This window comes from Dyadobacter luteus (assembly GCF_003383615.1).
GTDB lineage: Bacteria > Bacteroidota > Bacteroidia > Cytophagales > Spirosomataceae > Dyadobacter > Dyadobacter luteus.
In genome coordinates, this window is the sequence record NZ_QNUL01000013.1 from 1 (window position 1) to 21,016 (window position 21,016).

Consider the following 21,016-nt stretch of genomic DNA (forward strand, 5'->3'; position numbering starts at 1 on the left):
CGAATAGGTTGCTCCTGTTTCCCACTTAGGACAAATTAACTTACGAAAATTTACCCCAATTACTCTTTCTCTTTTTTTAGCTAATCTAAAGGCCTGTCGAAGGGTATTAAGCAAGGTTATATAACGAGAATTTACAAAGCTTCGACCAGCTCTGCCTGACAAACGGATAAGAGATTTAATTATCCCCTCCTCTACCCGCTTTATAAGAATCGTACTCTTCCAGCAACTTGACCAGATCGTCGTCCCCGTCAAATTCCAGATTCTCTTCTTTGATCACATAATTCATTTTATTCTTTTCATCTGAAAGCAACTTCAGAAAGCTGTTTTTATTTTTCAGCGTTACAGGCGTTATCTTGTTATCTTTCTCAATGTACAGCAAGGCATCGTGCTCCATCGTTCTGGTAGCACTGGCTTTTTCTGCTGTAATTTCGCTTTGATAACGTTTCAAAAGTTTAACATTACCATCGTACATCACTCTGTAAAAACTTTGTTCTGTCAATCCTTTTGCAGCAGGAAAGCCACTTCGAAAGATGTATAGGTCGGTTCCGGACGCAATCGTAAATTCTTTCACTCCATCTGAAATGCGAAACGAAGCAGAATCCTTCTTGTATTCGACCTGATCGTTTTTTACGTCATAACGCATAGATACACCATCATAAAACTGATCGTTTGTGGTGCGGATCGAGCCGGGGTACCATTTAGATAACAGATACACACTGTTTCCCGCGGGTTCGTTGACAGGTGTTCCATTTAATGACCCAAGATCCTGCGCCTGCGCCAAGCCTGAGATAAGGACAGTTACGCACATCAAAACACTTCGTAAATAATTCATAATAAGATTGTTTAGTTTAACAAAAGCTGTAACCTATTCAGGTGTATGTAAAAAAAGAGCGATTCTTACTTTTAAATCCCCTCCACCTCCTAGAATCCCTACCATCTTTATGTACTTTTGCTTAAAAAATTGTACCCGCTCAATTGGAAATAAACGAACAGCTCATACATATACGACAAAGTTTGTCGGGAATTGGCCCTGAGATTTTCCTGGCTCTTTTCTTCTGCTTTTTTCTTTTGTCCGAACTGCTTTTAATGAAGTGGGCAAGCAAAGATAAAATTTCAGGAATATTGCATAGCATCGCTATTGGGGGAAGTGCAATAGCATTATTGCTTGTTCTCGGACAATGGCGCGATGAAGCCTCTTTCCGCTTTTACCCGTTACTATTTCTGGATACTCAGGCAGTATTTTTTAAAGTGCTCATTATCGTTGCCTGGATGCTTACGCTCATCCATGTGAAAGTATTGAAATACGATTTTCCTCCCGAATTCAATGCATTACTCATTGCTACTGTAGCAGGCCTCAATCTGCTTACGATGTCGACACATTTGCTCACAATATACCTTACCCTCGAACTCATTTCGATCAGTTCATATATTCTGGTATCACTTTCACCATTAAAGAAAGCTGCAGAAGGCGGACTTAAGTATTTGCTTTTCGGTGCGGCTAGTTCTGCAGTGATGCTTTACGGCATTTCCCTGATATATGGCCTAACCGGAACCATGGACATTACAAGTCAGGCGCTCACCGCGGGATTGATGAATAACTCGTCTCTTGTAATCACCGCAGCAATCGTTATGACCCTGGGAGGTTTACTTTTCAAACTATCGCTCGTCCCATTTCACGTGTGGACGCCCGATGTGTATGAATCAAGTCCTACTCCGCTCGTTTCATTTCTTTCAGTTGCCCCAAAAGCTGCAGTTGTGCTTGTACTCATGCGTCTTGCAGGTATATTCCCTTCGGAGTATTTTCCTATTCTGGGAGGCATTGCGTTAATCAGTATCACTGTAGGAAATGTTGCGGCACTCTGGCAGTCCAACGCCAGACGTCTTCTCGCCTATTCGTCCATTGCGCAGGCTGGCTATCTCCTGGTAGGTATTGCAGCATATAGCCGGTTCGGTTTTGAGTCTGCCGTTTTCTACACTGCGGCTTACCTCATTATCAATATGGCAGCGTTTTTTATGATTGATTTGCTTGCTCCTCATTCACAAACTTCTCTAAAGGATTTCGAAGGATTGGGTCGAAAAGCTGTTTGGGTTTCCGGTGCACTCACTGTGATCATGATTGCACTAGCAGGGCTTCCCCCTACGATGGGGTTCACTTCGAAATTATTGATCTTCTCTTCGCTATGGGAAAGTTATCAACAACAAAATGAATCATGGATGCTATGGCTGCTGATAGGTGGAGTGCTGAATGCAGCAATTGCTTTGGCCTACTATCTGCGTTTACCCTATCTGCTGTTTTTCAAAGAAATCAAATCAACAGGAAATATTCCTACTGCAACCGGCAATCTGTTATCCGGACTGCTGACTGCAATCGTGCTTTATTTGTTCTTCAAACCTGAGTGGCTGATGAACTGGATCGCTTCTTTTTAATCCCATTCTGATATAAAAAAGTAAAGGCCGCCGGAACATTCCAACGGCCTTTACTTTTTAAATACCCATTACTGCTTTACCGAAGTGACAGTATATCCTTCCTTTCTCAAAAGGGCGATAACACCTTTTTCTCCGCCCAAATGAGCCGCACCTACAGCAAATAATGTTGACTTTTCGGCTATGATGTTCTTAATACGTCCGATCCATTTTTTATTTCTATCATACAGCATGATATCCTGATTCTCTTCCATACCAAAACTACTTTTGGTCGTAGCTGTATACAGCTCCTGAATGTTCTCCGACTTATAGAGATTTACGAGATCCCTGAACTCCTTACGAGCCTGAGGCAGACTATCGATCATCGAAAGCAACATTTTCACCTGGTCCTTGTAAGGTATAGTATCAAAAATACCCATTTGCTCTTCCACTGTTTCCAGACCGATCACTTCAGATTTTTGTTTGCCAGCAAGTTCTACCAATGCCATTTCGTAAGACTTGGGCTCACAACCCAATACAGAAGTAAACAGCGGCCCCATCAATACGAAAGGCTTGGCATTCTCAAACATAGCCAAACCAACACCAACTGAATCCTTGTAGAATTTCGCGAGACGCTTGTACTCAGCATCTGACACCAGTTTGCTTAACTGATTTCCCGGCTTCATATTCATAGTTTGCATCATCTTTCCCATCATCGCAGGATCATCCATATCCATTTCGAGCGCTACCTGTTCTGTTTTCGTGATCGCCGATTTCAACGCATCACTCAGATAAAAATCATCAGGACATATCAGATGTATCGTTCCGAACAAGTACGAAGACTTAGAAGCTCCGGGAGCTTTGATTTCCCAGAGCAGTGTTTTTTCGGTTGGTACCTGCGCGCTTACTTTTAATGTAAGAAGGCCGAGTAAGAAAAATAGTATTCCTTTTTTCATAAGTTTTTCATTTTCCGGTCTGAACGGTTTGTGACATCGCATTAGTAACTTATCCGTGCAGCCTCACTGCGTGATGCAGACCGGAACGCCTCCGGTCTGAACGGCCACAGCCGGTCTGAACGGTTGTTAAGCAAAGCGCTATTCAAATTTTCCGTGCAGCCTCACTGTGTGATGCAGACCGGAAAATTCCAGACCAAAATTACTCCTTGTTACTATCCACAATAATTCGTTCGTCACGATTCACCAATTCCCAGGCAGTATGGAAAACAAGTTTCACAATACCAGACTGTTTGTCGAAAAGGATTTTTTCAACATCATCTCCCGGGCGGTGATAGTCCTCATGTACACCTGTGAAATAGAAAATAACAGGTACTCCTTTTTTCGCAAAGTTGTAGTGGTCTGAACGGTAATAGAAACGGTTAGGATCTTTCGGATCGTTGAATCTGTAGTCCAGATTGTAATTGACATACTTTTTATTCGCTTCTTCACTCACTGCATGTAATTGAGATGAAAGCTTGTCAGAACCGATCAGATACACATATTTGTGATCATCTTTATGTGCCTCATCCACACGCCCGATCATATCAATATTCAGGTTAGCAATCGTATTTTTAAGTGGCAACAGTGGATTTTCAGAATAGAACTCAGAACCGAAAAGTCCTTTCTCTTCACCTGTCACATTCAGGAAAAGAATACTTCTTCTTGGTCCTTTGCCTTCCGCTTTGGCTTTACCAAACGCTTCAGCAAGCTCTAGCAACGAAACAGTTCCTGAACCATCATCATCCGCTCCGTTATTGATTTCACCATTCGGAGAAATACCGATATGATCAAGGTGAGCACTGATTACCAATACTTCATCCTTTTTGTCTGTTCCTTCCAGAAACGCGGCCACGTTTTCAGTTTCCACCGTCTCCGTCTTTCTTTCTACTTTCAAAGTCACATTGCCTTTCACCGTTTTTGAAAGAGGCGCACCATTTTTCTCAATGTCCGCTTTTTCCTTCAAAAGTTTGGAAGCTGTGGTATTCATAATTTGGGCAGCCATATCCGGCGTTACAACAAAAGTTGCCACCTTATTCGGCGATTCCACCACAGGATTCAAAGTGAGCGCGCTGTATCTTCTGGCCATTACTGTACGCTGGCGAATTTCTTTATCCAGATCTTCTCCTGTTTTGTCAGTAATAACAAGCACATATTTTGCACCCTTTTCAAGCGCCAGTTTGGCCTTATTCTGCCATGCCACAGGACCGGTCCATTTGGATTTCTCGTCTGAGCCGCTCAACAGAAACTTCCCATTTTTCAGTTTAGGCTCTCCTTCAAACACAAGCACAGCCTTATCTTTCACATCCAGATTGGCATAATCATTGTAAGCCGCTTCCTGAATCCCGAAGCCCGCCAGCACAACTGGTGTACTCAGTTCCTGTGGGATATCCAGGATTCCATTCAGATAAAAGTCTTTATTAAAACCGTAAGTCTTGTTACCAGCCTTCACATACACCTCGCCAAAACCACGTTTATAAAGTGTATATTTCTGAAGAAAAGATTTTGAGCCATCTGCCGCAGTTGCAATTGGTTGCAGACCATACTCTTTGAAATGCTTCACCACATATTCTGCCGCTTTTTTCTGTCCGGGAGAACCCGTGTCTCTGCCTTCCAGACTATCGGAAGCGATAATCACCAGATGTTTCTTTAAATCTGCAGGTGTAATGGTCTCTGCATACTTTGCAGCATTGTCCTGAGCATAGGTTAAAGTGCTTACAGACAGGAATAAACCTGTCAATATTCTCTTATTCATAGGAATAATTAAGTGTTCAATAATTTTACAAAGAAACTAAACGCCGCTATGTATACAAAATTGAACTTCGGGCAGGTTCAGATTCTTAAAAATGCTCATTTTCAAGAAGTTTATTTGAAAGGTTACAGTTAAACACAAGCTGAGTAGCTTGAATCGGATGACGGAAAATCATAAAATGACGCCGGAATGCGAAAAAGTGCATTAACATAGTTCGACTAATTTGTTAAACAATTGTTAACGTTTTTGCACTTCTCGTGGTTTAAACCGCGGTTTTGGTCAACTAACAATAAATTAATTGTAAAATACTGTTATTCAGTGAAAAACTAATTACCTTTGCACCCTGTTTGCTGAAACTTCACCATAAACTAAGCAGACCGGCAAGTCCGCAAAAAACAAAAACTACGGGACGACCACCGTAAACAATTGATCCATAAAACAATGCAAGCCATTCGTAACATCGCAATCATTGCGCACGTTGACCACGGTAAAACAACATTGGTTGACAAAATCATTCACGCTTCAAAGTTATTTCGCGATAACCAGGAGTTTGATGACCTTATTCTGGACAACAACGACCTGGAAAGGGAGAGGGGAATTACCATCGTTTCCAAAAACGTATCGGTAAGATATAAGGACACGAAAATCAACGTAATTGATACTCCAGGTCACGCCGACTTTGGTGGTGAAGTGGAACGTGTACTTAAAATGGCTGATGGTGTTATCCTTTTGGTGGATGCATTTGAAGGACCAATGCCACAAACACGTTTTGTATTGGGTAAAGCTATCGACCTTGGTCTTAAGCCAATCGTTGTAGTTAACAAGGTAGATAAAGAAAACTGCCGTCCGGAAGAAGTTCAGGAAAATGTATTTGACCTGATGTTCAACCTGGGTGCAACTGAAGACCAACTTGATTTCGTAACTGTTTACGGTTCTTCGAAACAAGGATGGATGGGACCAGACTGGCAGAAGAAAACTGAAGATATTACATTCTTGCTTGACACGATCCTGGAATCAATTCCGGAACCGGTTATTGACGAGGGTACGCTACAAATGCAGATCACTTCTTTGGATTACAATGCATTCGTTGGTCGTATCGCAATCGGTCGTGTAAAACGCGGATCTATTAAAGAAGGACAGACATTGTCACTTTGCAAGGCTGACGGTGTGATCAAAAAAGTAAAAGTGAAAGAACTTCAGGTTTTTGAAGGACTTGGTAAAGTAAAAGTTACTGAAGTAGGTGCAGGTGATATCTGTGCTGTAACTGGTATCGAAGATTTCGAAATTGGTGATACACTTGCTGATCTTGAAAACCCTGAGCCAATTGCTCGTATTGCTGTTGATGAGCCAACTATGAACATGTTGTTCACAATCAACAACTCTCCGTTCTTTGGTAAAGAAGGTAAATTCGTTACTTCACGTCACCTTCGTGACCGTCTGTTGAAAGAAACAGAGAAAAACCTTGCACTTCGTGTAGAGCCAACTGATACTGAAGATAAATTCCTTGTTTTCGGACGCGGTATTCTTCACTTGTCAGTTTTGATCGAAACGATGCGTCGTGAAGGTTATGAATTGCAATTGGGTCAGCCACAGGTTTTGTTCAAAACAGATGAAAACGGTGAGCGCTTGGAGCCAATCGAAACATTGGTTGTAGATGTACCAGAAGCAACTGCTGGTAAAGTAATCGAATTGGCTACACAGCGTAAGGGTGAGCTTTTGATTATGGAACCAAAAGGAGATTTGCAACACCTTGAATTCCTTATTCCTTCAAGAGGTTTGATCGGTCTTCGTTCAAACGTGTTGACTTCGACTCAGGGAGAAGCTGTAATGACACACCGTTTCAAAGAATTCGGTACTTTCCGTGGACCAATCCCGGGACGTATCAGCGGATCTATCATTTCTAAAAACACAGGTCCTGCAACAGGTTATACCATTGACAAATTACAGGATCGCGGACGTTTCTTCGTGGAACCAGGTGATGAAATATACGGTGGACAGGTAATCGGAGAGCACAACCGCCCTAACGATATCGTTGTAAACCTTCAGGAAGCGAAAAAATTGACTAACATGCGTGCTTCAGGTACAGATGATGGTTTGAGAATCGCTCCGAAAATTAACTTCTCACTGGAAGAATCTATGGAGTATATCCAGAAAGATGAATACCTTGAAGTTACGCCGCAGAACATCCGTATGCGTAAGATCTATCTGGAAGAAAATGATCGTAAGCGTTATGCTTCAAAAATCGAGATGGTTTAATCTCCTTATTCAGGTTATATTTAAGAGGAAGCGTGTTCTGCGCTTCCTTTTTTGTTTTATAGGTTTGGTAAATTTCATCTTCCACGCTACCAATATTTCATGCCTTGCGGCATTATAAGCTCAACATCTTCAATTAGTGGACAAGTAATAACTTAGCGGACTTCGCGAGAAAACTATATTCGGATCTCACGCAAAGAAGAGAAGTTAGACGCGCACAAAGAAAATAACTCTGCGAACTTTGCGCTTCTTTAAAACTTTGCGTGAAAATCCCTCCTGATATCACGCAAAGCAAAAAAGTTTAACGCCAAGAAAATAACTCTGCGAGCTCTGCGCTTCTTTAAAACTTTGCGTGAAAACTATATCCGAATCTCACGCAAAGAAGAGAAGTTAGAAGCAAAGAGCACAAAGAAAATAACTTGGCGGGCTTCGCGCTTCTTTAAACCTTAGCATGAAAACTTATCCGGATCTCACGCTCTCAGAATCCCGTTGGGGATGTAACAAAGAATGTATATACTTCTTTACATTCCGTTCAATAAAAAATCTTTCCAATTTCTTCTCTTTTTTTCATTCCAAAAAACTCCTGAAATCCTACAATTAATTTGGACAATTGGCATAATTCTATTCAATCCTTTCAAGCATTATCAAGAGTATAAAACAATCTACTTATTGTCTTTTATTGCATCATTCTAAGAAAATTTAGTTTTTTGTTTTTATCTTTCTAAATACAGTATGTTTGTATAAGCAAAATTATTAATTTAATTAAAACGCTATAAATCAACATTTTAATTCCAAATAGTAATGTCATATATAGAACCTGCACCAATTAAGGATAAGGAAAATCCATTGGAGTCGATGATGCAAAGATTTGATAAAGCTGTAGAGCTTTTAGGCATATCAGAGGAAATGTATCATATCCTGAAAGTACCCCGCAAACAGGTTATCGTTGGTCTGCCGGTAACGATGGATTCCGGTGAAATCAGAACTTTTGAAGGCTATCGCGTAATCCACTCCACCATCCTCGGACCAAGTAAGGGTGGTATACGTTTCGATCCTGAGGTAAATCTTGATGAGGTGAGAGCACTCGCTGCCTGGATGACCTGGAAATGTGCCGTTGTGGATATTCCTTACGGAGGCGCCAAAGGAGGGATTGCCTGTAACCCTAGAGAAATGTCGGCTGGAGAAATGGAACGTCTGATGCGTGCCTATACCACCTCCATGCTGGATGTATTCGGCCCAGATCAGGATATTCCCGCGCCTGACATGGGAACAGGACCACGTGAGATGGCCTGGCTGATGGACGAATATTCCAAAGCAAAGGGAATGACGGTTCCTGCCGTTGTTACCGGAAAACCTCTCGTACTGGGTGGATCACTTGGTCGCACAGAAGCTACCGGTCGTGGCGTGATGGTTTCTGCTCTGGCTGGTATGGAAAAACTGAGAATTAATCCCTACCGTGCAACAGCGGTGGTACAGGGCTTCGGAAATGTAGGTTCTCATGCTGCACTACTGCTAAGAGACCGTGGTGTAGCTATTCATGCGATCAGCGATATTTCCGGCGCTTACTATAACGACAAAGGAATTGATATTGCTGCTGCGGTAGCCTATCGCGATAATAACAAGGGTTCACTGGAAGGCTTCACCGGAGCGGAGCTTATTTCCGGCGATGATCTGTTTACTATTCCCGTCGACGTACTCGTTCCTGCTGCAAAAGAAGACGTTATCACCAGAAGAAATGTGGAGAGTATTCAGGCCAAAATGATTGTGGAAGGTGCTAACGGACCTACTTCATCTAAAGCTGATGATATCATCAATGAAAAGGGCATCATGGTTGTACCTGATATTCTTGCCAACGCCGGCGGTGTTACCGTTTCGTATTTTGAATGGGTGCAAAACAGAATCGGCTACAAATGGACACTGGAAAGGGTTAACCGCAGAACTGACCGGATTATGAAAGATTCGTTCGATAAGGTGTATGAAACTTCGGTAAAATATAAAGTATCGCTTCGCATCGCCGCCTACATCGTTGCCATCGATAAGGTATCGAGCACATACAAATACAGAGGCGGTTTCTAATCAAAAATAACAGAATTCAGAAAAAGAGGGAGTCGGTCAGGCTTCCTCCTTTTTGTTTTAGATAAACCGAATATTACCTCAGTATTAACAATATTATCCTAACATCAACAAACCGCATTTTCCTTGTGACAGAGTGTTAACTTTGTGAGGCGCAAAGGGAATGAGACTATGGGCATGGGGGGCTACTATCTTTTGCCCTTACCCCTCTGCCCAACACCCTCCGCCATAACAATTAACCACTAACCATTGACAATTAAAAAATGTCTCTCAGTCCCCGATTTATTGCATTTATATTGGCATTTCTTATTTCAGCTATCACTACGGCGTTTCTTGCTTTTGTGGATGGAGCCAATGTGAGCATGCTATTTGTGGCAGCTATAGCAGCTTTTTTATCCTCTTTCTTTCTGGTTCTTTACGCCGTGGATATTCTGGTTTTCAGGGAAGTGAATAAGATGTACCGTACCATTCACAAACTGAAAATGCGGGATTTTAATATGACCCCACGTAAAAAGCTGATTCAGGAGTCGAATCCTATGAAGACGATCAATGATGAAATCTTTGTATACGTAACCAAAAAACAAAAGGAGATTGATGAATTGAAAAAGCTTGAACTGTTCCGTCGCGAGTTTCTTGCCGATGTTTCACATGAGTTTAAGACACCCATTTTCGCAGCTCAGGGATTTATCCACACTTTGCTGGACGGAGCGATGGAAGATGACAATGTGCGTGAACGTTTCCTGAGAAAGGCAGCTAACAACCTCGACAGTCTGGATGTACTTGTAAAAGATTTGCTGGTGTTGTCCCAAATGGAAACAGGAGATATCAAGATGAACATGACGCGGATTGATATTCGAAGAATGACGATCAACATTTTCAGCCGGTTGGAAAACGTTGCATCTCAGAGGAATGTATCCCTACGCGTAAAACCCGAAGACCTTGACGCGGTCTGGGTAATGGCTGATCAGGATAGGATGGAACAGGTAATGCTCAATCTGATTGAGAACGCAATTAAATATGGTAATGAAAATGGCAAGGTGATTGTGCATTTCAGTGAAACAAAAAAGCACGTGGAAATATCTGTGCGCGACAACGGTCCTGGTATTCCTCAGGAACATCTTAACAGAATTTTCGAACGGTTTTATCGGGTCGACAAGAGCAGATCAAAAGAGCGGGGTGGAACCGGACTGGGACTTGCAATTGTGAAACACATTATTAATGCACACGATACTAAAATTGCTGTTTTGTCTAAACCGGATAAAGGAACCACTTTTTCATTTAAACTGGAAAAAGCTCTGATTGATCAACAGCCGGAAAAAGAAACCCCTGATCCCGCTAAATCCGCAGTAAATTCTTAACTATTGCATCTTTTGAACGAAATTAGTGCCCGACAATTCTGTTCAATTTTATAATTCTATATAACATGTTTGTACACAACGTATTTTTTTGGCTGAAAGAAAAAGATAATGAAGAAGCTCGTGCGCAGCTACTGGCAGGTATAAAATCATTGGAAGCAATCGAATCCATCAAATCCGTATATATCGGACCTCCTGCAGCGACACGTCGTCCTGTCATTGATGCAACTTATGACTTTGCAGAAATTCTTGTCTTTGACGACGAAGCCGGTCACGACGTGTACCAGGTTCACCCGCTTCACAAAAAATTCGTTGAAGAGAACGCGCATCTTTGGGAAAAAGTGGTCATTTATGACGTAGAAGCTTAGTCGCAAATACATCAGAACTTTTCGTAAAAGGGTTGCCTGTAAGTTTAACACTTACGGACAACCCTTTCTCTTTATTTACCCACATTTTCTCCACATCGTTATCCACAGTCAATTTGTGGATAACTTGTTGACAAAATATTTATATATTGATTATCAGTCAATTATATGTTAAATACCTGTTATCCACACTGTGGATAACTATAGTTATTAACATTTGTTTGAATATAAAGGGGCACTATCCACCAAGAAGGAACGTTCTTTAGACATCAACAAATTAGTTTCAATCATGACTAAGAACAGAATAGGGATAGCGATTGTCACGACTTTGATAATGGCAGTAACCATCTCTTCGTGTACATATAGATCTTACCATCCGGGCTATGATCGTGGTTATGGCTACAGGGCTTATCCGCCACCTCCACCGCCCCGCAGGGTCGTGGTTGTGCGACCTGCACCGCCGCCACGGGTAGTGTATCGCGAGAACAGGAGAGCTAAACATTATTACCGCGGCAATAGCAGAAATAATTCCCGTGAATATGGCCATAATGGCCGTACACGGGGACCGAGATAGATCTCTGATCAGTGTATAATTACCCCCTGGAGCAGCCAAAAGCTGCTCCTTTCTTTATAAACCCCTCAAAAACAACACACTTTTTACTTCACGGCTTGCTTTATCCGTACAGGAAGTTTTTGTTTGCATTCTCAAACCGGACACCTACTCCCTACATGCTAGCAATCGCCATTGTCGGATACCTGATTTTTAACCTGATCATTGGCCTTTGGGCTTCACGGCGCATTCATACAACTACTGACTTTGTACTTGCCGGGCGAAAATTACCTCTTATTCTGGCGGCATCTGCCACATTTGCTACTTGGTTTGGCTCAGAAACGATTATGGGCGCTCCATCAGAATTTATTGAACATGGTGTACTGGGAATCATTGAAGATCCGTTTGGAGCAGCCTTATGCCTTTTTCTTGTAGGAATTTTTTTCGCCAGGCGTTTCTACAAGATGAACATCATTACCTTCTGTGATTTTTTCAGAATACGTTACGGGCGAAACGCAGAGCTGCTTTCTGCAATACTTATTATCCCTTCCTATTTCAGCTGGATTGCCGCTCAACTGCTTGCTATGGGCATTGTACTGAAAATAGTTTTAGGCCTGCCGTTAACTGAATGCATTCTTCTCAGCTCAGTGGTGGTGGTTTTATATACCATTTGGGGAGGTATGTGGTCTATATCTATCACAGATTTCATCCAGACCATTATGATCATTGTGGGCTTACTGATTGTAGCAGTGGTTTTATATGAAAAAGTTGGGGGCTTCACTCCTTTAATTAAGGCTGCCCCCAAGAGCTTCTTCAGGTTTTATCCGGAATTTACTTTTAAAAACTATGCTGAATACTTTGCAGCCTGGATCACTATTGGACTCGGATCGATTCCCCAGCAGGATGTTTTCCAACGTGTCATGTCGGCAAAGTCTGCAGATGTTTCCGTAAAAGCCACATTACTTTCATCGCTGATGTACCTTACGGTTGCATTACTGCCATTGTTTATCGGTCTTTGCGGACATCATCTCTACCCAACCAGTGCTGGTTCCGACCGACAGATGATTATTCCAAATATGGTGTTGCAGCACATGAGCCTGCCTTTACAGATCTTGTTCTTCGGTGCATTGGTATCGGCTATTCTGAGTACAACGAGTAGTGCCATTATGGCTCCTGCTGCTGTACTGGGAGAGAACATAGTGAAGTTTTTCAAACCAGATCTTACTGACAAACAACTACTTGCTATTATCCGTATAGGAATAGTGTTGATCACGGCAATCTGTATTTATATGGCCGCAACAAGAGAAAGCATTTTCGAACTTGTGGCTGAGTCTTCAGCATTCAGTCTTGTGTGTCTTTTCGTTCCGCTGGCAGCTGGTTTATACTGGAAAAGCACGAATCAAACTGGCTGCATCATTTCTATGTTGGCAGGATTGGTAGTGTGGCTGGTTTGTGTCAGGATTGAAACAGACTATCCTCCTTTACTCTATGGCTTATTGGCAAGTTTTATTGGGATGGCAGCAGGCATTTCTTTTGGCCAAAAACAAAAGATCACGAAAGCTATATAGCTGTAAGAAAAAACTGGCTAACTGATTCAAATGTTATCAGCCAGCCAGTTTTGTTACTACTTTTAATTACAGTCTAATCACTCTTTGTTCAGCATCACTTCTCAAAGCGGCATCAATGATCGTCATGGTATTCACACCATCAGCCGATGTCACTGGTTCTGCTATGTTATTAACGATGGAATCATATACACCTTCAAAATAATCCAGGTAGCTTCCCTTTTCTGTTTCCACCAACTCGCGCTTCACTACGCCGTCGACCTCCGTATGTAAAACACCACGTTTTTCTTCCGGTTCAGTACACCAGTCAGTTGTATTTGGCTTTTCACCAGCCACCAGTTTATCTTCCTGCAAATCACCACGACTTTTCAGGAAAGAACCTCTCAGACCTTGTAACACATAAGCAGGAACGGCTTCTCTTGCCACAAATCCACCTTTCAGCCTTACTCTCAGTTGATCATAAAACAGTAACAGTTCGAAGTAATCGTTTACTATTGATCCCGGACGAACGATACGTAAATCTGCAAAAACCGCATTGGGCATTCCAAACAACGAAAGTGCCTGGTCCGTGATATGCGAACCTCTGTCGCGCAACAAGCCCGAACCCGGAGTTGGTGTTTCAAGATGCGCCTTAGGACTCAGTTCAGGTGTGTGCTGCTCATAAGAAAACGTCACTTCCACCAACTCTCCCAAAACACCCTGATCCACAATGCGTTTCACGGTTTTAAAATCGCTGTCCCATCTTCTGTTCTGAAATACAGACAGCTTTAAACCTTTTTCCTGTGCCAGCGCATGCAGTTCCTGCGCTTCTGCCAGCGATACAGTAAAGGCCTTTTCCACAACCGCATGTTTGCCCGCCAGCAATACCTTTTTTGTGTATTCAAAATGGGAGTCAATCGGCGTATTCACAATGACCAGCTCCACTTCCTCATCCTCCAGAACTGACTCCAGTGAAGGGTAACTTTTTACCTCAGGATAATCCTGTTGAATTAATTTTTTGCTTCGCTCCCATGATCCGGTGATCTCAAATCCGGGATGCAAAGCCAGAAATGGCGCATGAAAAATTTTGCCTGACATCCCGTAGGACAACAGGGCAGTTTTGATTATTCTTTGTTCAGAAGACATATTTTTATTTTAAATAATTGATTTAGCAACTCCTCCGTCTACTTTCAGCGCGGCACCATTTGTTCCTGAGGAAAGTGGGCTCGACACATAAGCGACCAGATTTGCAATTTCTTCTACCGTTGCAAAACGCTGCAGCAACGATGTCGGTCTTGCGGTTTTGAAAAAGTCTTTTTCAGCTTGCTCAGGAGTAATATTCGCACCACTCGCAAGTTGTTTAACAAACTCCCCTACTCCTTCGGATTTTGTCGGACCGGGTAAAATGGCATTCACTGTTACCTGCGTACCTTTCGTAAGCTCTGCCAATCCGCGACTTACAGCAAGCTGCATGGTTTTGGTCGCCCCGTAATGAATCATTTCCTCAGGAATATTCACAGCCGATTCACTGGAAATAAACATAATCCTTCCCCAGTTCTGGGCTATCATTTTTGGAAAAAAATATCTGGCAAGCCTCACGCCGCTCAATACATTCACTTCAAAGAAACGGAACCAATCCTCGTCAGGAATTTCGATAAAAGGTTTGGGTTCAAAAATACCCGCATTATTGATCAGAATATCGATATCCGGAAGATTTTCCAGCATTACATTCACTTCTTCCACTTTGGAAAAGTCTGCTGCCACACCTGATATTTGTGCATCCGGCACCAGCGACCTGAGCTTTTCAATCGCTTCAACAACCCTGATCTCCGACCTTCCGTTGATGATTACCGCCGCTCCTTCTTCCAGTAACTTATGAGCAATCGCAAATCCGATTCCTTGTGTAGAGCCGCTTACGAATGCTGTTTTTCCTGTTAATTGTAAATCCATGTGATGTGATTTTGATACCCAAAGATTTTAAAACGTATAGATGTCTGAAATCAATCCCTCAAAATGGCTTTTTAGCTATTTATACCACACAATCTGGCTTCGTTTCAATAATAACAGATACCGTATCTACCTGTAGAAAGCCATCAGTCATGTAAGACTTTGATCCTGCTCAGGACAATTTTATGTCTAAATCAGAGCCTGACGCACCAAATGTGGCACAGTACACCTACTTTTACGACACTATTACTACGATATGAAAAAAGCTTTTATTCAACTGCATATAGCCATTCTTCTGGCCGGATTCACAGGTGTTTTCGGAAAATTGATCACCCTTAATGAAGGGCTGCTGGTTTGGTACCGCATGATCATATCGGGCATCCTGCTACTGCTGATATTAGGAGCCTCCAACAGGCTCAAAGCGGTATCAGTAAAAGATTTTCGTCAAATCGCGTTTGTCGGATTTCTGCTGGGTATTCACTGGATTTTCTTTTATGGCAGCATCAAATATTCCAACATTTCGGTAGGCGTTGTCTGTTTTTCGCTGAACGGATTCTTTACTGCCGTTTTGGCTCCGTTCATTAACAAGAAAAAAATCGACTTCTCGGAAATCCTGCTGAGCTGTCTCACCCTGCTTGGGATTGTGCTCATATTCAGTTTTGATTCCAAATACCGCCTGGGAATTTCGCTCGGCATTGTTTCCTCATTACTGGCGGCTTTATACACCATTGCCAACGAACGACTTGCACACAAATACAAAAGCGAAACTATCACAGTATACCAAATGACTGGCGGAGCCATGGCGATCGGACTTTTGATACCCGTTTACCTTCATTTTTTCCCGGTCGCTACGCTCATTCCTTCCATGAGTGACTTTGCCTATCTCGTCCTATTGGCTCTTTTCTGTACAGTTTTACTATATCTGCTCCTGACACAGGCATTGAAAAAAATATCGGCATTCACTGTCAATCTCAGCTTCAACCTCGAACCCGTTTATACCATTGCGCTCGCTATATTCTTTTATAAGGAAAACCGGGAACTTAGTATGCCGTTTTATATTGGTTTAGCCTTAATCGTACTTTCCGTGGTTTTACAAATGATGAAGGTATACAGCCAGAATAAAAAGAGCAGAGTCCTTGCGGGCTGATACAGTAAGAGTTGGACACTTCACATCAGGAATGCAAACGATTGAAAAATAAAATACAGTTTTAAAGTAATTCCTGCACAGTGAGGGACTTTAGACCAATATTGTTTTCTATCAATCAGGGAAATAATATAAAGTATCCAGTTGCATTTTTATTTTTGAACGCCGACATGCTCACTCCTTTCAAGACTTGCCGCAAATACATTGGCATCATTTCAGCAGGAATCGCGATTACAACAACAATTTTTCTTACAGGTTACACCGACCAAAGAGAAATTTCGTCTTATCCTGTCGACAGTCTGGAGCTGAACCCTTTCGTGGAAACCGGATTTCCGTTTATACCTGGTTCACTGGATGCAAGAAAACTGGGTATGGGTTTTCCTGATGACAACATGGCCGCACGAATATTATCCATCCCTGTTGGTGATAGTGCCTATGTGGCTTTTGACACCGATCTACTGCGCTGGTCGGCAGCCTGGACAGGCAAATTCCTTCCTATGGTGCTCATGGCGCAGATTTCCTACAAGGATTTTTTCAATAAAAACAATCAGGTTCCAACCATAACAGGCAACCCAAAAATCGCAACGGGCTCGTATGCGGGCTGGTCAACACAAAAACCGGATTACACGCACATCCGAACCAGATCATCCGAAGAACCCAACTGGGATCCCATGCCTGCAGAAGAAGGCCGATGGAAGGGTGTGTTTGCTTATGGTAAAAATGCCATTCTGAACTATACAGTTGGTAAAACGGAAATATTTGAAATGCCCGGAGGCGCTTCATTTGACAATGAGAAGGCCTTTACACGCAGTTTCCGCTTTACGTCTCATGACAAGGATTTGTATCTGACAGCTGCCGAGGTAACCAATGCTACCGGAGCGGAAACCAAAGGCCGGATTGCCTTACTGTACCATGGAGCGGCGAAAGACAGTATCACGGCGCTGGTCATTCTGGGCAAGGGTAAATTTGCACTTCAACCCGGGACTGAGCAAAACCGATTCCTGACGGTGAAAGTACCTGCTTCTGACAAGACTTCAGAAACCGCCATCGCAGTTTGGAAAGGACCGGCATCTAAGAAAGCGGCGTTCGAAAAATTCGCACGTAAGTACCGCGTTTCCTTCCCTGACTTTAAAAATGGAGGACCGGCTTATTGGAACGAAACCATTGTGACCAAAGGAAAGCTCGCTCCCGACACAGCTGCATTTGTAACGGACCAGCTGGCATTACCTCTCCCTAATCCCTGGAAAAGAAATGTACGTATTGCTGATATCGCGTTTCATGCAGATGGCCGCGCCGCTGCCGTGACTTTTGAAGGCGATGTGTGGACGATTGAAGGCATTGACAAGGATCTAAAGAATATCAAATGGCGCCGGTTTGCCTCGGGACTGCATGAGCCTATGAGTATTGAGATCGTACAGGATACTCTGTACATATTCGGGCGGGAAGGCATTGTACGCCTGCATGATCTGAACAAAGATGGTTCAGCTGACTACTATGAAAATTTCTCCAATGTGATGTCACAGTCAGCCGAGTCCCGGGAATGGGCCGGCGATATGGTATTGGGACCGGATGGCTGTTTTTATATTGCCAAAGGTGGAAGCCAGAGCAACGGGCCCGGCGTATCCAAGCAAGTGGCTAAAGGTTTCCGCGAAGGCTCCCGCCACAACGGTACAGTGATGAAGATTTCCAAAGACGGTCTCAGTTATGATATCATAGCAACCGGTTTACGCGGGCCTTATCTGGGTATGAACCCGAAAACAGGTATGTTAACCGCCTCCGATCAGCAAGGAAATTTTGTACCATCTACACCGATTTATCTGATCAAAAAAGGAGATTACTTCGGAGTGCCGGCTACAGAGCACCGCAAAGACAATCCCCCCATTACACCGGCTCTCACCTGGCTTCCTCACCGTGTTGACCGGTCGAGTATCAGTCAGGCGTGGGCTACGAGTGATAAAATGGGTCCTCTAAATGATAACCTTATTCACTTTTCTTTTGCAAGACCAGGTCTTTTCAGAGTACTGATTGACAGTTCTGCCGCCGTTACGCAAGGTGGTGTTTCTTACATTCATGCCAATTATCCTGCACCTACTTCCAAGGGCACAATTAATCCTGTGGACGGACAAATGTATATCACAGGATTCAACCTTTGGGGATCGAGTTCTAAGGGAATCAGCGCGTTGATGCGTATGCGGTATACAGGTAAGCCAAGCTATATGCCCAACCAGTTCCGCGCCGGTGAGCAGGGCATTATGCTCTCATTCGACTCAGAACTGGATGTAAAAAGCGCACAGGATATAGCCAATTTTCAGGTAAAAAGATGGAATTACAAACGTACACAGGAATATGGCTCCGGGCATTTTAAACTCGACGGCAGTACAGGAGAAGAAACGCTGAATGTAGTAGCGTCTTATTTGTCGGCGGACAAGAAAAAAGTATTGCTGCTAATACCAGACATGAAAGAAGTGATGCAGGTGGACGTAGCCTACCAGCTCAAATTCAAAGACGGCAAACAATTGAATGATCATTTCTATTTCACACTGAATAACCTTTCTGCTCTGGATCCTGCAAGTTTTGGATTCTCGTCTGTAGATCTGGCTTTATTGAAAGTAAAACAACCCGAACCTGTAGCGGCAACAGAAAAAGAAGAAGTGGCGAGTGCTGAAAAAGGTAAGGAATTATTCCAGAAAATGGCATGTTTCGGCTGCCACTCAGAGGGTACGCAGGTCAAAGGTATGTACGGCCCTCCTTTCCAGAATCTTTATAAATCTATGCGTCATTTTGAAGACGGCACTTCAGCCATTGCGGATGAAAAGTACATCCGCGAATCCATCCTGAGCCCGGGTGTCAAAATTATCAAAGGCTATAATGAAGAAATGCCATCATTTGTCGGGATACTTTCGGATAATGATATTGAATCAATTACGCTGTATATTAAGAGTTTGAAGAAATAAAGCGTTCGCCCCGATTTGTAATCGGGGCATTATTGGTTGAGCGTTTGTAACGCGAGCAATGGCTGGTTCTATCGTCAGTTTCTATTCCGGTGCGCTGCACCTTCTCATCTTCGGGCACCATCTCCTCTCCCATAACCCTCTGCCCCCAAACCCATATCCCCATGCCCCCACTCCAAACCCCTTTGCCCTTCTCCTCAAATCCCTAATATTATATTGACATCATCTTATCTTTTTTTACCACAAAAATGATGTAAAACACTCATTATCAGGGCATGTATTTCACAACTGTCATTTACCTCATTTTTTTTACTTTCTATTACCATTAATTTCTTTCGAAAAGCTTCTTTATCCATTGTTGAAGTGATTGGCTGTAACCATATCGTGACTTCAGCAATTCCTGTATTCCTTTACCTAATCCAAAAGTGCATGAGAAAGATGAAAGTACCGGTCTCGGTAGGCTCTGTATTGCTTTGTATGTTTCTGCTATGCAGATCCGCTGTTGCCCAGAGTCCTTCACAGGTACCATTTGAATTAAAAGATGGCGATAAAGTAGTTTTTCTCGGCAATTCCCTGTTTGAAAATGAGTTTCAATCGGGCTATCTGGAACTTGCGCTTACCACGCGCTTTCCCGGACGGCATGTCACTTTCCGGAATCTTGGCTGGACAGGCGACAATGTCTGGGGACAAGCCCGAAGCACCTATACTAATCCGCCTACGCCTTATCAACATCTGATCAATCAGCTGACCGGTGCCAAACCGACTCTGGTTTTCATCGCTTATGGTGGTGTGGAAGCACAGGACGGACAAGCCGGACTCGCTAAGTTCAATGAAGGGTATAATCAACTTCTTGATAAAATAGATGCGTTGGGAGCAAAGTCAATTTTACTTTCCACAACGCCCGTTATTTTTGAAGATACTTCCGCGCATATCAGTCAGCGAAATGCAGATTTGAAACTGTATAATACAGAAATCTCAAAAATAGCAACGAGTCGCAAGAAGCAGTTTATCGATATATACAGCCCGATTGAAGCCCTCGCAAAGAATACGCTGATCATTGAAAACGGCTCACATCTGAATGAAACGGGGTATTTCCATCTGGCTCAGATACTACAGAAAAGTCTGGGAATTCCTTATGAAGTGAAGGATATCAACATTGCAATCGGCAAGAGCGGATCAGAAGCAACGGCTCCTGCGCAGGTAACTCAAAATGTGGAGGGAGCTACTGTACAGTTCACTATTCAGGAAAATACCCTACCTCTTCCTTTGCCAAAGGCACTTCTAACTACATCTGCTCCGCTCAGAAAAGTAAAAATAACTGGTCTGAAAAAAGGTTTTTATACACTCACAGCGGATCAGCAGCAAATTGCCGCCGCTTCCGCAAAAGAGTGGGCGGAAGGGGTAACGATCAGTCAGGGACCTGACTATTACCAGGTGAAGCAGGTACAGGAAATGATTCAGAAAAAGAATGATCAGTTTTTCTTCCAGTACAGACCATTGAACCGAACCTACATTCTCGGTTTCCGTGCTTATGAGCAAGGCAGACATGCAAAGGGGCTGGAAGACCAGAGCCTGATCATGAAATGGCTGGAAGGACAAATTGCAACACATGGTGTCCCAAAGCAACGTGTGTATGAGCTAAAAATGCTCAAATAAGCTAGCTGAAGTATTCTATTTCAAACGAAT

The 21,016-nt window shown here is 43.0% G+C and carries 15 protein-coding genes; 10 read left to right on the plus strand and 5 right to left on the minus strand.

The window, feature by feature from the left end; all coding sequences use genetic code 11:
- Positions 1-175: 175 nt before the first annotated feature.
- Positions 176-832 (minus strand): hypothetical protein, encoded by a 657-nt coding sequence (locus DSL64_RS16095; protein WP_115831948.1) that lies wholly within the window; start codon positions 830-832, stop codon positions 176-178.
- Between the two features lie 143 nt (positions 833-975).
- On the opposite strand from DSL64_RS16095, the gene DSL64_RS16100 reads away from it, so the two are divergent.
- The gene (locus DSL64_RS16100; RefSeq protein ID WP_115831949.1) at positions 976-2,427 is read left to right on the plus strand and encodes an NADH-quinone oxidoreductase subunit N; all 1,452 of its coding nucleotides are present in this window, start codon (positions 976-978) and stop codon (positions 2,425-2,427) included.
- A gap of 68 nt (positions 2,428-2,495) precedes the next feature.
- Here the strand turns inward: DSL64_RS16100 and DSL64_RS16105 are convergent, their stop codons facing one another.
- Both DSL64_RS16105 and DSL64_RS16110 read right to left on the minus strand, forming a co-directional pair.
- Entirely contained in the window at positions 2,496-3,359 is an 864-nt protein-coding gene (locus tag DSL64_RS16105) for a TraB/GumN family protein (RefSeq protein WP_115832055.1), read from the minus strand.
- Between the two features lie 199 nt (positions 3,360-3,558).
- Entirely contained in the window at positions 3,559-5,151 is a 1,593-nt protein-coding gene (locus tag DSL64_RS16110) for a M28 family peptidase (protein ID WP_115831950.1), read from the minus strand.
- A 438-nt stretch (positions 5,152-5,589) separates the two neighbouring features.
- On the opposite strand from DSL64_RS16110, the gene typA reads away from it, so the two are divergent.
- The 6 genes from typA to DSL64_RS16140 all read left to right on the plus strand — a co-directional run bounded on the left by typA (position 5,590) and on the right by DSL64_RS16140 (position 13,312).
- A complete protein-coding gene (gene typA / locus DSL64_RS16115; protein WP_115831951.1) occupies positions 5,590-7,404 on the plus strand; it encodes a translational GTPase TypA in 1,815 nt (604 codons plus the stop codon).
- Between the two features lie 798 nt (positions 7,405-8,202).
- Positions 8,203-9,477: a Glu/Leu/Phe/Val family dehydrogenase gene (locus tag DSL64_RS16120; RefSeq protein ID WP_115831952.1), complete on the plus strand. Its 1,275-nt coding sequence runs from the start codon at positions 8,203-8,205 to the stop codon at positions 9,475-9,477.
- Between the two features lie 260 nt (positions 9,478-9,737).
- Positions 9,738-10,832, plus strand: coding sequence for a sensor histidine kinase (locus tag DSL64_RS16125; RefSeq protein ID WP_115831953.1), 1,095 nt, complete (start codon positions 9,738-9,740; stop codon positions 10,830-10,832).
- A 65-nt stretch (positions 10,833-10,897) separates the two neighbouring features.
- Positions 10,898-11,197, plus strand: coding sequence for a Dabb family protein (locus DSL64_RS16130; RefSeq protein WP_115831954.1), 300 nt, complete (start codon positions 10,898-10,900; stop codon positions 11,195-11,197).
- 286 nt (positions 11,198-11,483) lie between these two features.
- Positions 11,484-11,768, plus strand: coding sequence for a hypothetical protein (locus tag DSL64_RS16135; RefSeq protein WP_147300379.1), 285 nt, complete (start codon positions 11,484-11,486; stop codon positions 11,766-11,768).
- A gap of 155 nt (positions 11,769-11,923) precedes the next feature.
- Positions 11,924-13,312, plus strand: a complete 1,389-nt coding sequence (locus DSL64_RS16140; RefSeq protein WP_115831956.1) for a high affinity choline transporter 1 — start codon at positions 11,924-11,926, stop codon at positions 13,310-13,312.
- Positions 13,313-13,378: 66 nt separating this feature from the next.
- Here DSL64_RS16140 and DSL64_RS16145 read toward each other — a convergent pair whose 3' ends face one another.
- Positions 13,379-14,434, minus strand: a complete 1,056-nt coding sequence (locus tag DSL64_RS16145) for a Gfo/Idh/MocA family oxidoreductase (protein WP_199539410.1) — start codon at positions 14,432-14,434, stop codon at positions 13,379-13,381.
- Between the two features lie 9 nt (positions 14,435-14,443).
- Complete coding sequence (locus DSL64_RS16150) at positions 14,444-15,238, minus strand: SDR family NAD(P)-dependent oxidoreductase (RefSeq protein ID WP_115831957.1); 795 nt, start codon at positions 15,236-15,238, stop codon at positions 14,444-14,446.
- Between the two features lie 253 nt (positions 15,239-15,491).
- On the opposite strand from DSL64_RS16150, the gene DSL64_RS16155 reads away from it, so the two are divergent.
- The 3 genes from DSL64_RS16155 (at position 15,492) to DSL64_RS16165 (ending at position 20,986) form a co-directional block, all read left to right on the plus strand.
- A complete protein-coding gene (locus DSL64_RS16155; RefSeq protein ID WP_115831958.1) occupies positions 15,492-16,382 on the plus strand; it encodes a DMT family transporter in 891 nt (296 codons plus the stop codon).
- Between the two features lie 167 nt (positions 16,383-16,549).
- Positions 16,550-19,333 carry a DUF6797 domain-containing protein gene (locus DSL64_RS16160; protein WP_115832057.1) on the plus strand — a complete coding sequence of 928 codons (2,784 nt, stop codon included), beginning with the start codon at positions 16,550-16,552 and terminating at the stop codon, positions 19,331-19,333.
- 426 nt (positions 19,334-19,759) lie between these two features.
- The gene (locus DSL64_RS16165) at positions 19,760-20,986 is read left to right on the plus strand and encodes a GDSL-type esterase/lipase family protein (RefSeq protein ID WP_115831959.1); all 1,227 of its coding nucleotides are present in this window, start codon (positions 19,760-19,762) and stop codon (positions 20,984-20,986) included.
- The last annotated feature ends 30 nt before the right edge of the window (positions 20,987-21,016 follow it).

Excerpts from the sequence above, each read along its gene's own strand:
- DSL64_RS16095 (WP_115831948.1), bottom strand. The coding sequence starts at position 832 with ATGAATTATTTACGAAGTGTTTTGATGTGCGTAACTGTCCTTATCTCA.
- DSL64_RS16105 (WP_115832055.1), bottom strand. The coding sequence starts at position 3,359 with ATGAAAAAAGGAATACTATTTTTCTTACTCGGCCTTCTTACATTAAAA.
- DSL64_RS16110 (WP_115831950.1), bottom strand. The coding sequence starts at position 5,151 with ATGAATAAGAGAATATTGACAGGTTTATTCCTGTCTGTAAGCACTTTA.
- typA (WP_115831951.1), top strand. The coding sequence starts at position 5,590 with ATGCAAGCCATTCGTAACATCGCAATCATTGCGCACGTTGACCACGGT.
- DSL64_RS16120 (WP_115831952.1), top strand. The coding sequence starts at position 8,203 with ATGTCATATATAGAACCTGCACCAATTAAGGATAAGGAAAATCCATTG.
- DSL64_RS16125 (WP_115831953.1), top strand. The coding sequence starts at position 9,738 with ATGTCTCTCAGTCCCCGATTTATTGCATTTATATTGGCATTTCTTATT.
- DSL64_RS16130 (WP_115831954.1), top strand. The coding sequence starts at position 10,898 with ATGTTTGTACACAACGTATTTTTTTGGCTGAAAGAAAAAGATAATGAA.
- DSL64_RS16135 (WP_147300379.1), top strand. The coding sequence starts at position 11,484 with ATGACTAAGAACAGAATAGGGATAGCGATTGTCACGACTTTGATAATG.
- DSL64_RS16140 (WP_115831956.1), top strand. The coding sequence starts at position 11,924 with ATGCTAGCAATCGCCATTGTCGGATACCTGATTTTTAACCTGATCATT.
- DSL64_RS16145 (WP_199539410.1), bottom strand. The coding sequence starts at position 14,434 with ATGTCTTCTGAACAAAGAATAATCAAAACTGCCCTGTTGTCCTACGGG.
- DSL64_RS16150 (WP_115831957.1), bottom strand. The coding sequence starts at position 15,238 with ATGGATTTACAATTAACAGGAAAAACAGCATTCGTAAGCGGCTCTACA.
- DSL64_RS16155 (WP_115831958.1), top strand. The coding sequence starts at position 15,492 with ATGAAAAAAGCTTTTATTCAACTGCATATAGCCATTCTTCTGGCCGGA.
- DSL64_RS16160 (WP_115832057.1), top strand. The coding sequence starts at position 16,550 with ATGCTCACTCCTTTCAAGACTTGCCGCAAATACATTGGCATCATTTCA.
- DSL64_RS16165 (WP_115831959.1), top strand. The coding sequence starts at position 19,760 with ATGAGAAAGATGAAAGTACCGGTCTCGGTAGGCTCTGTATTGCTTTGT.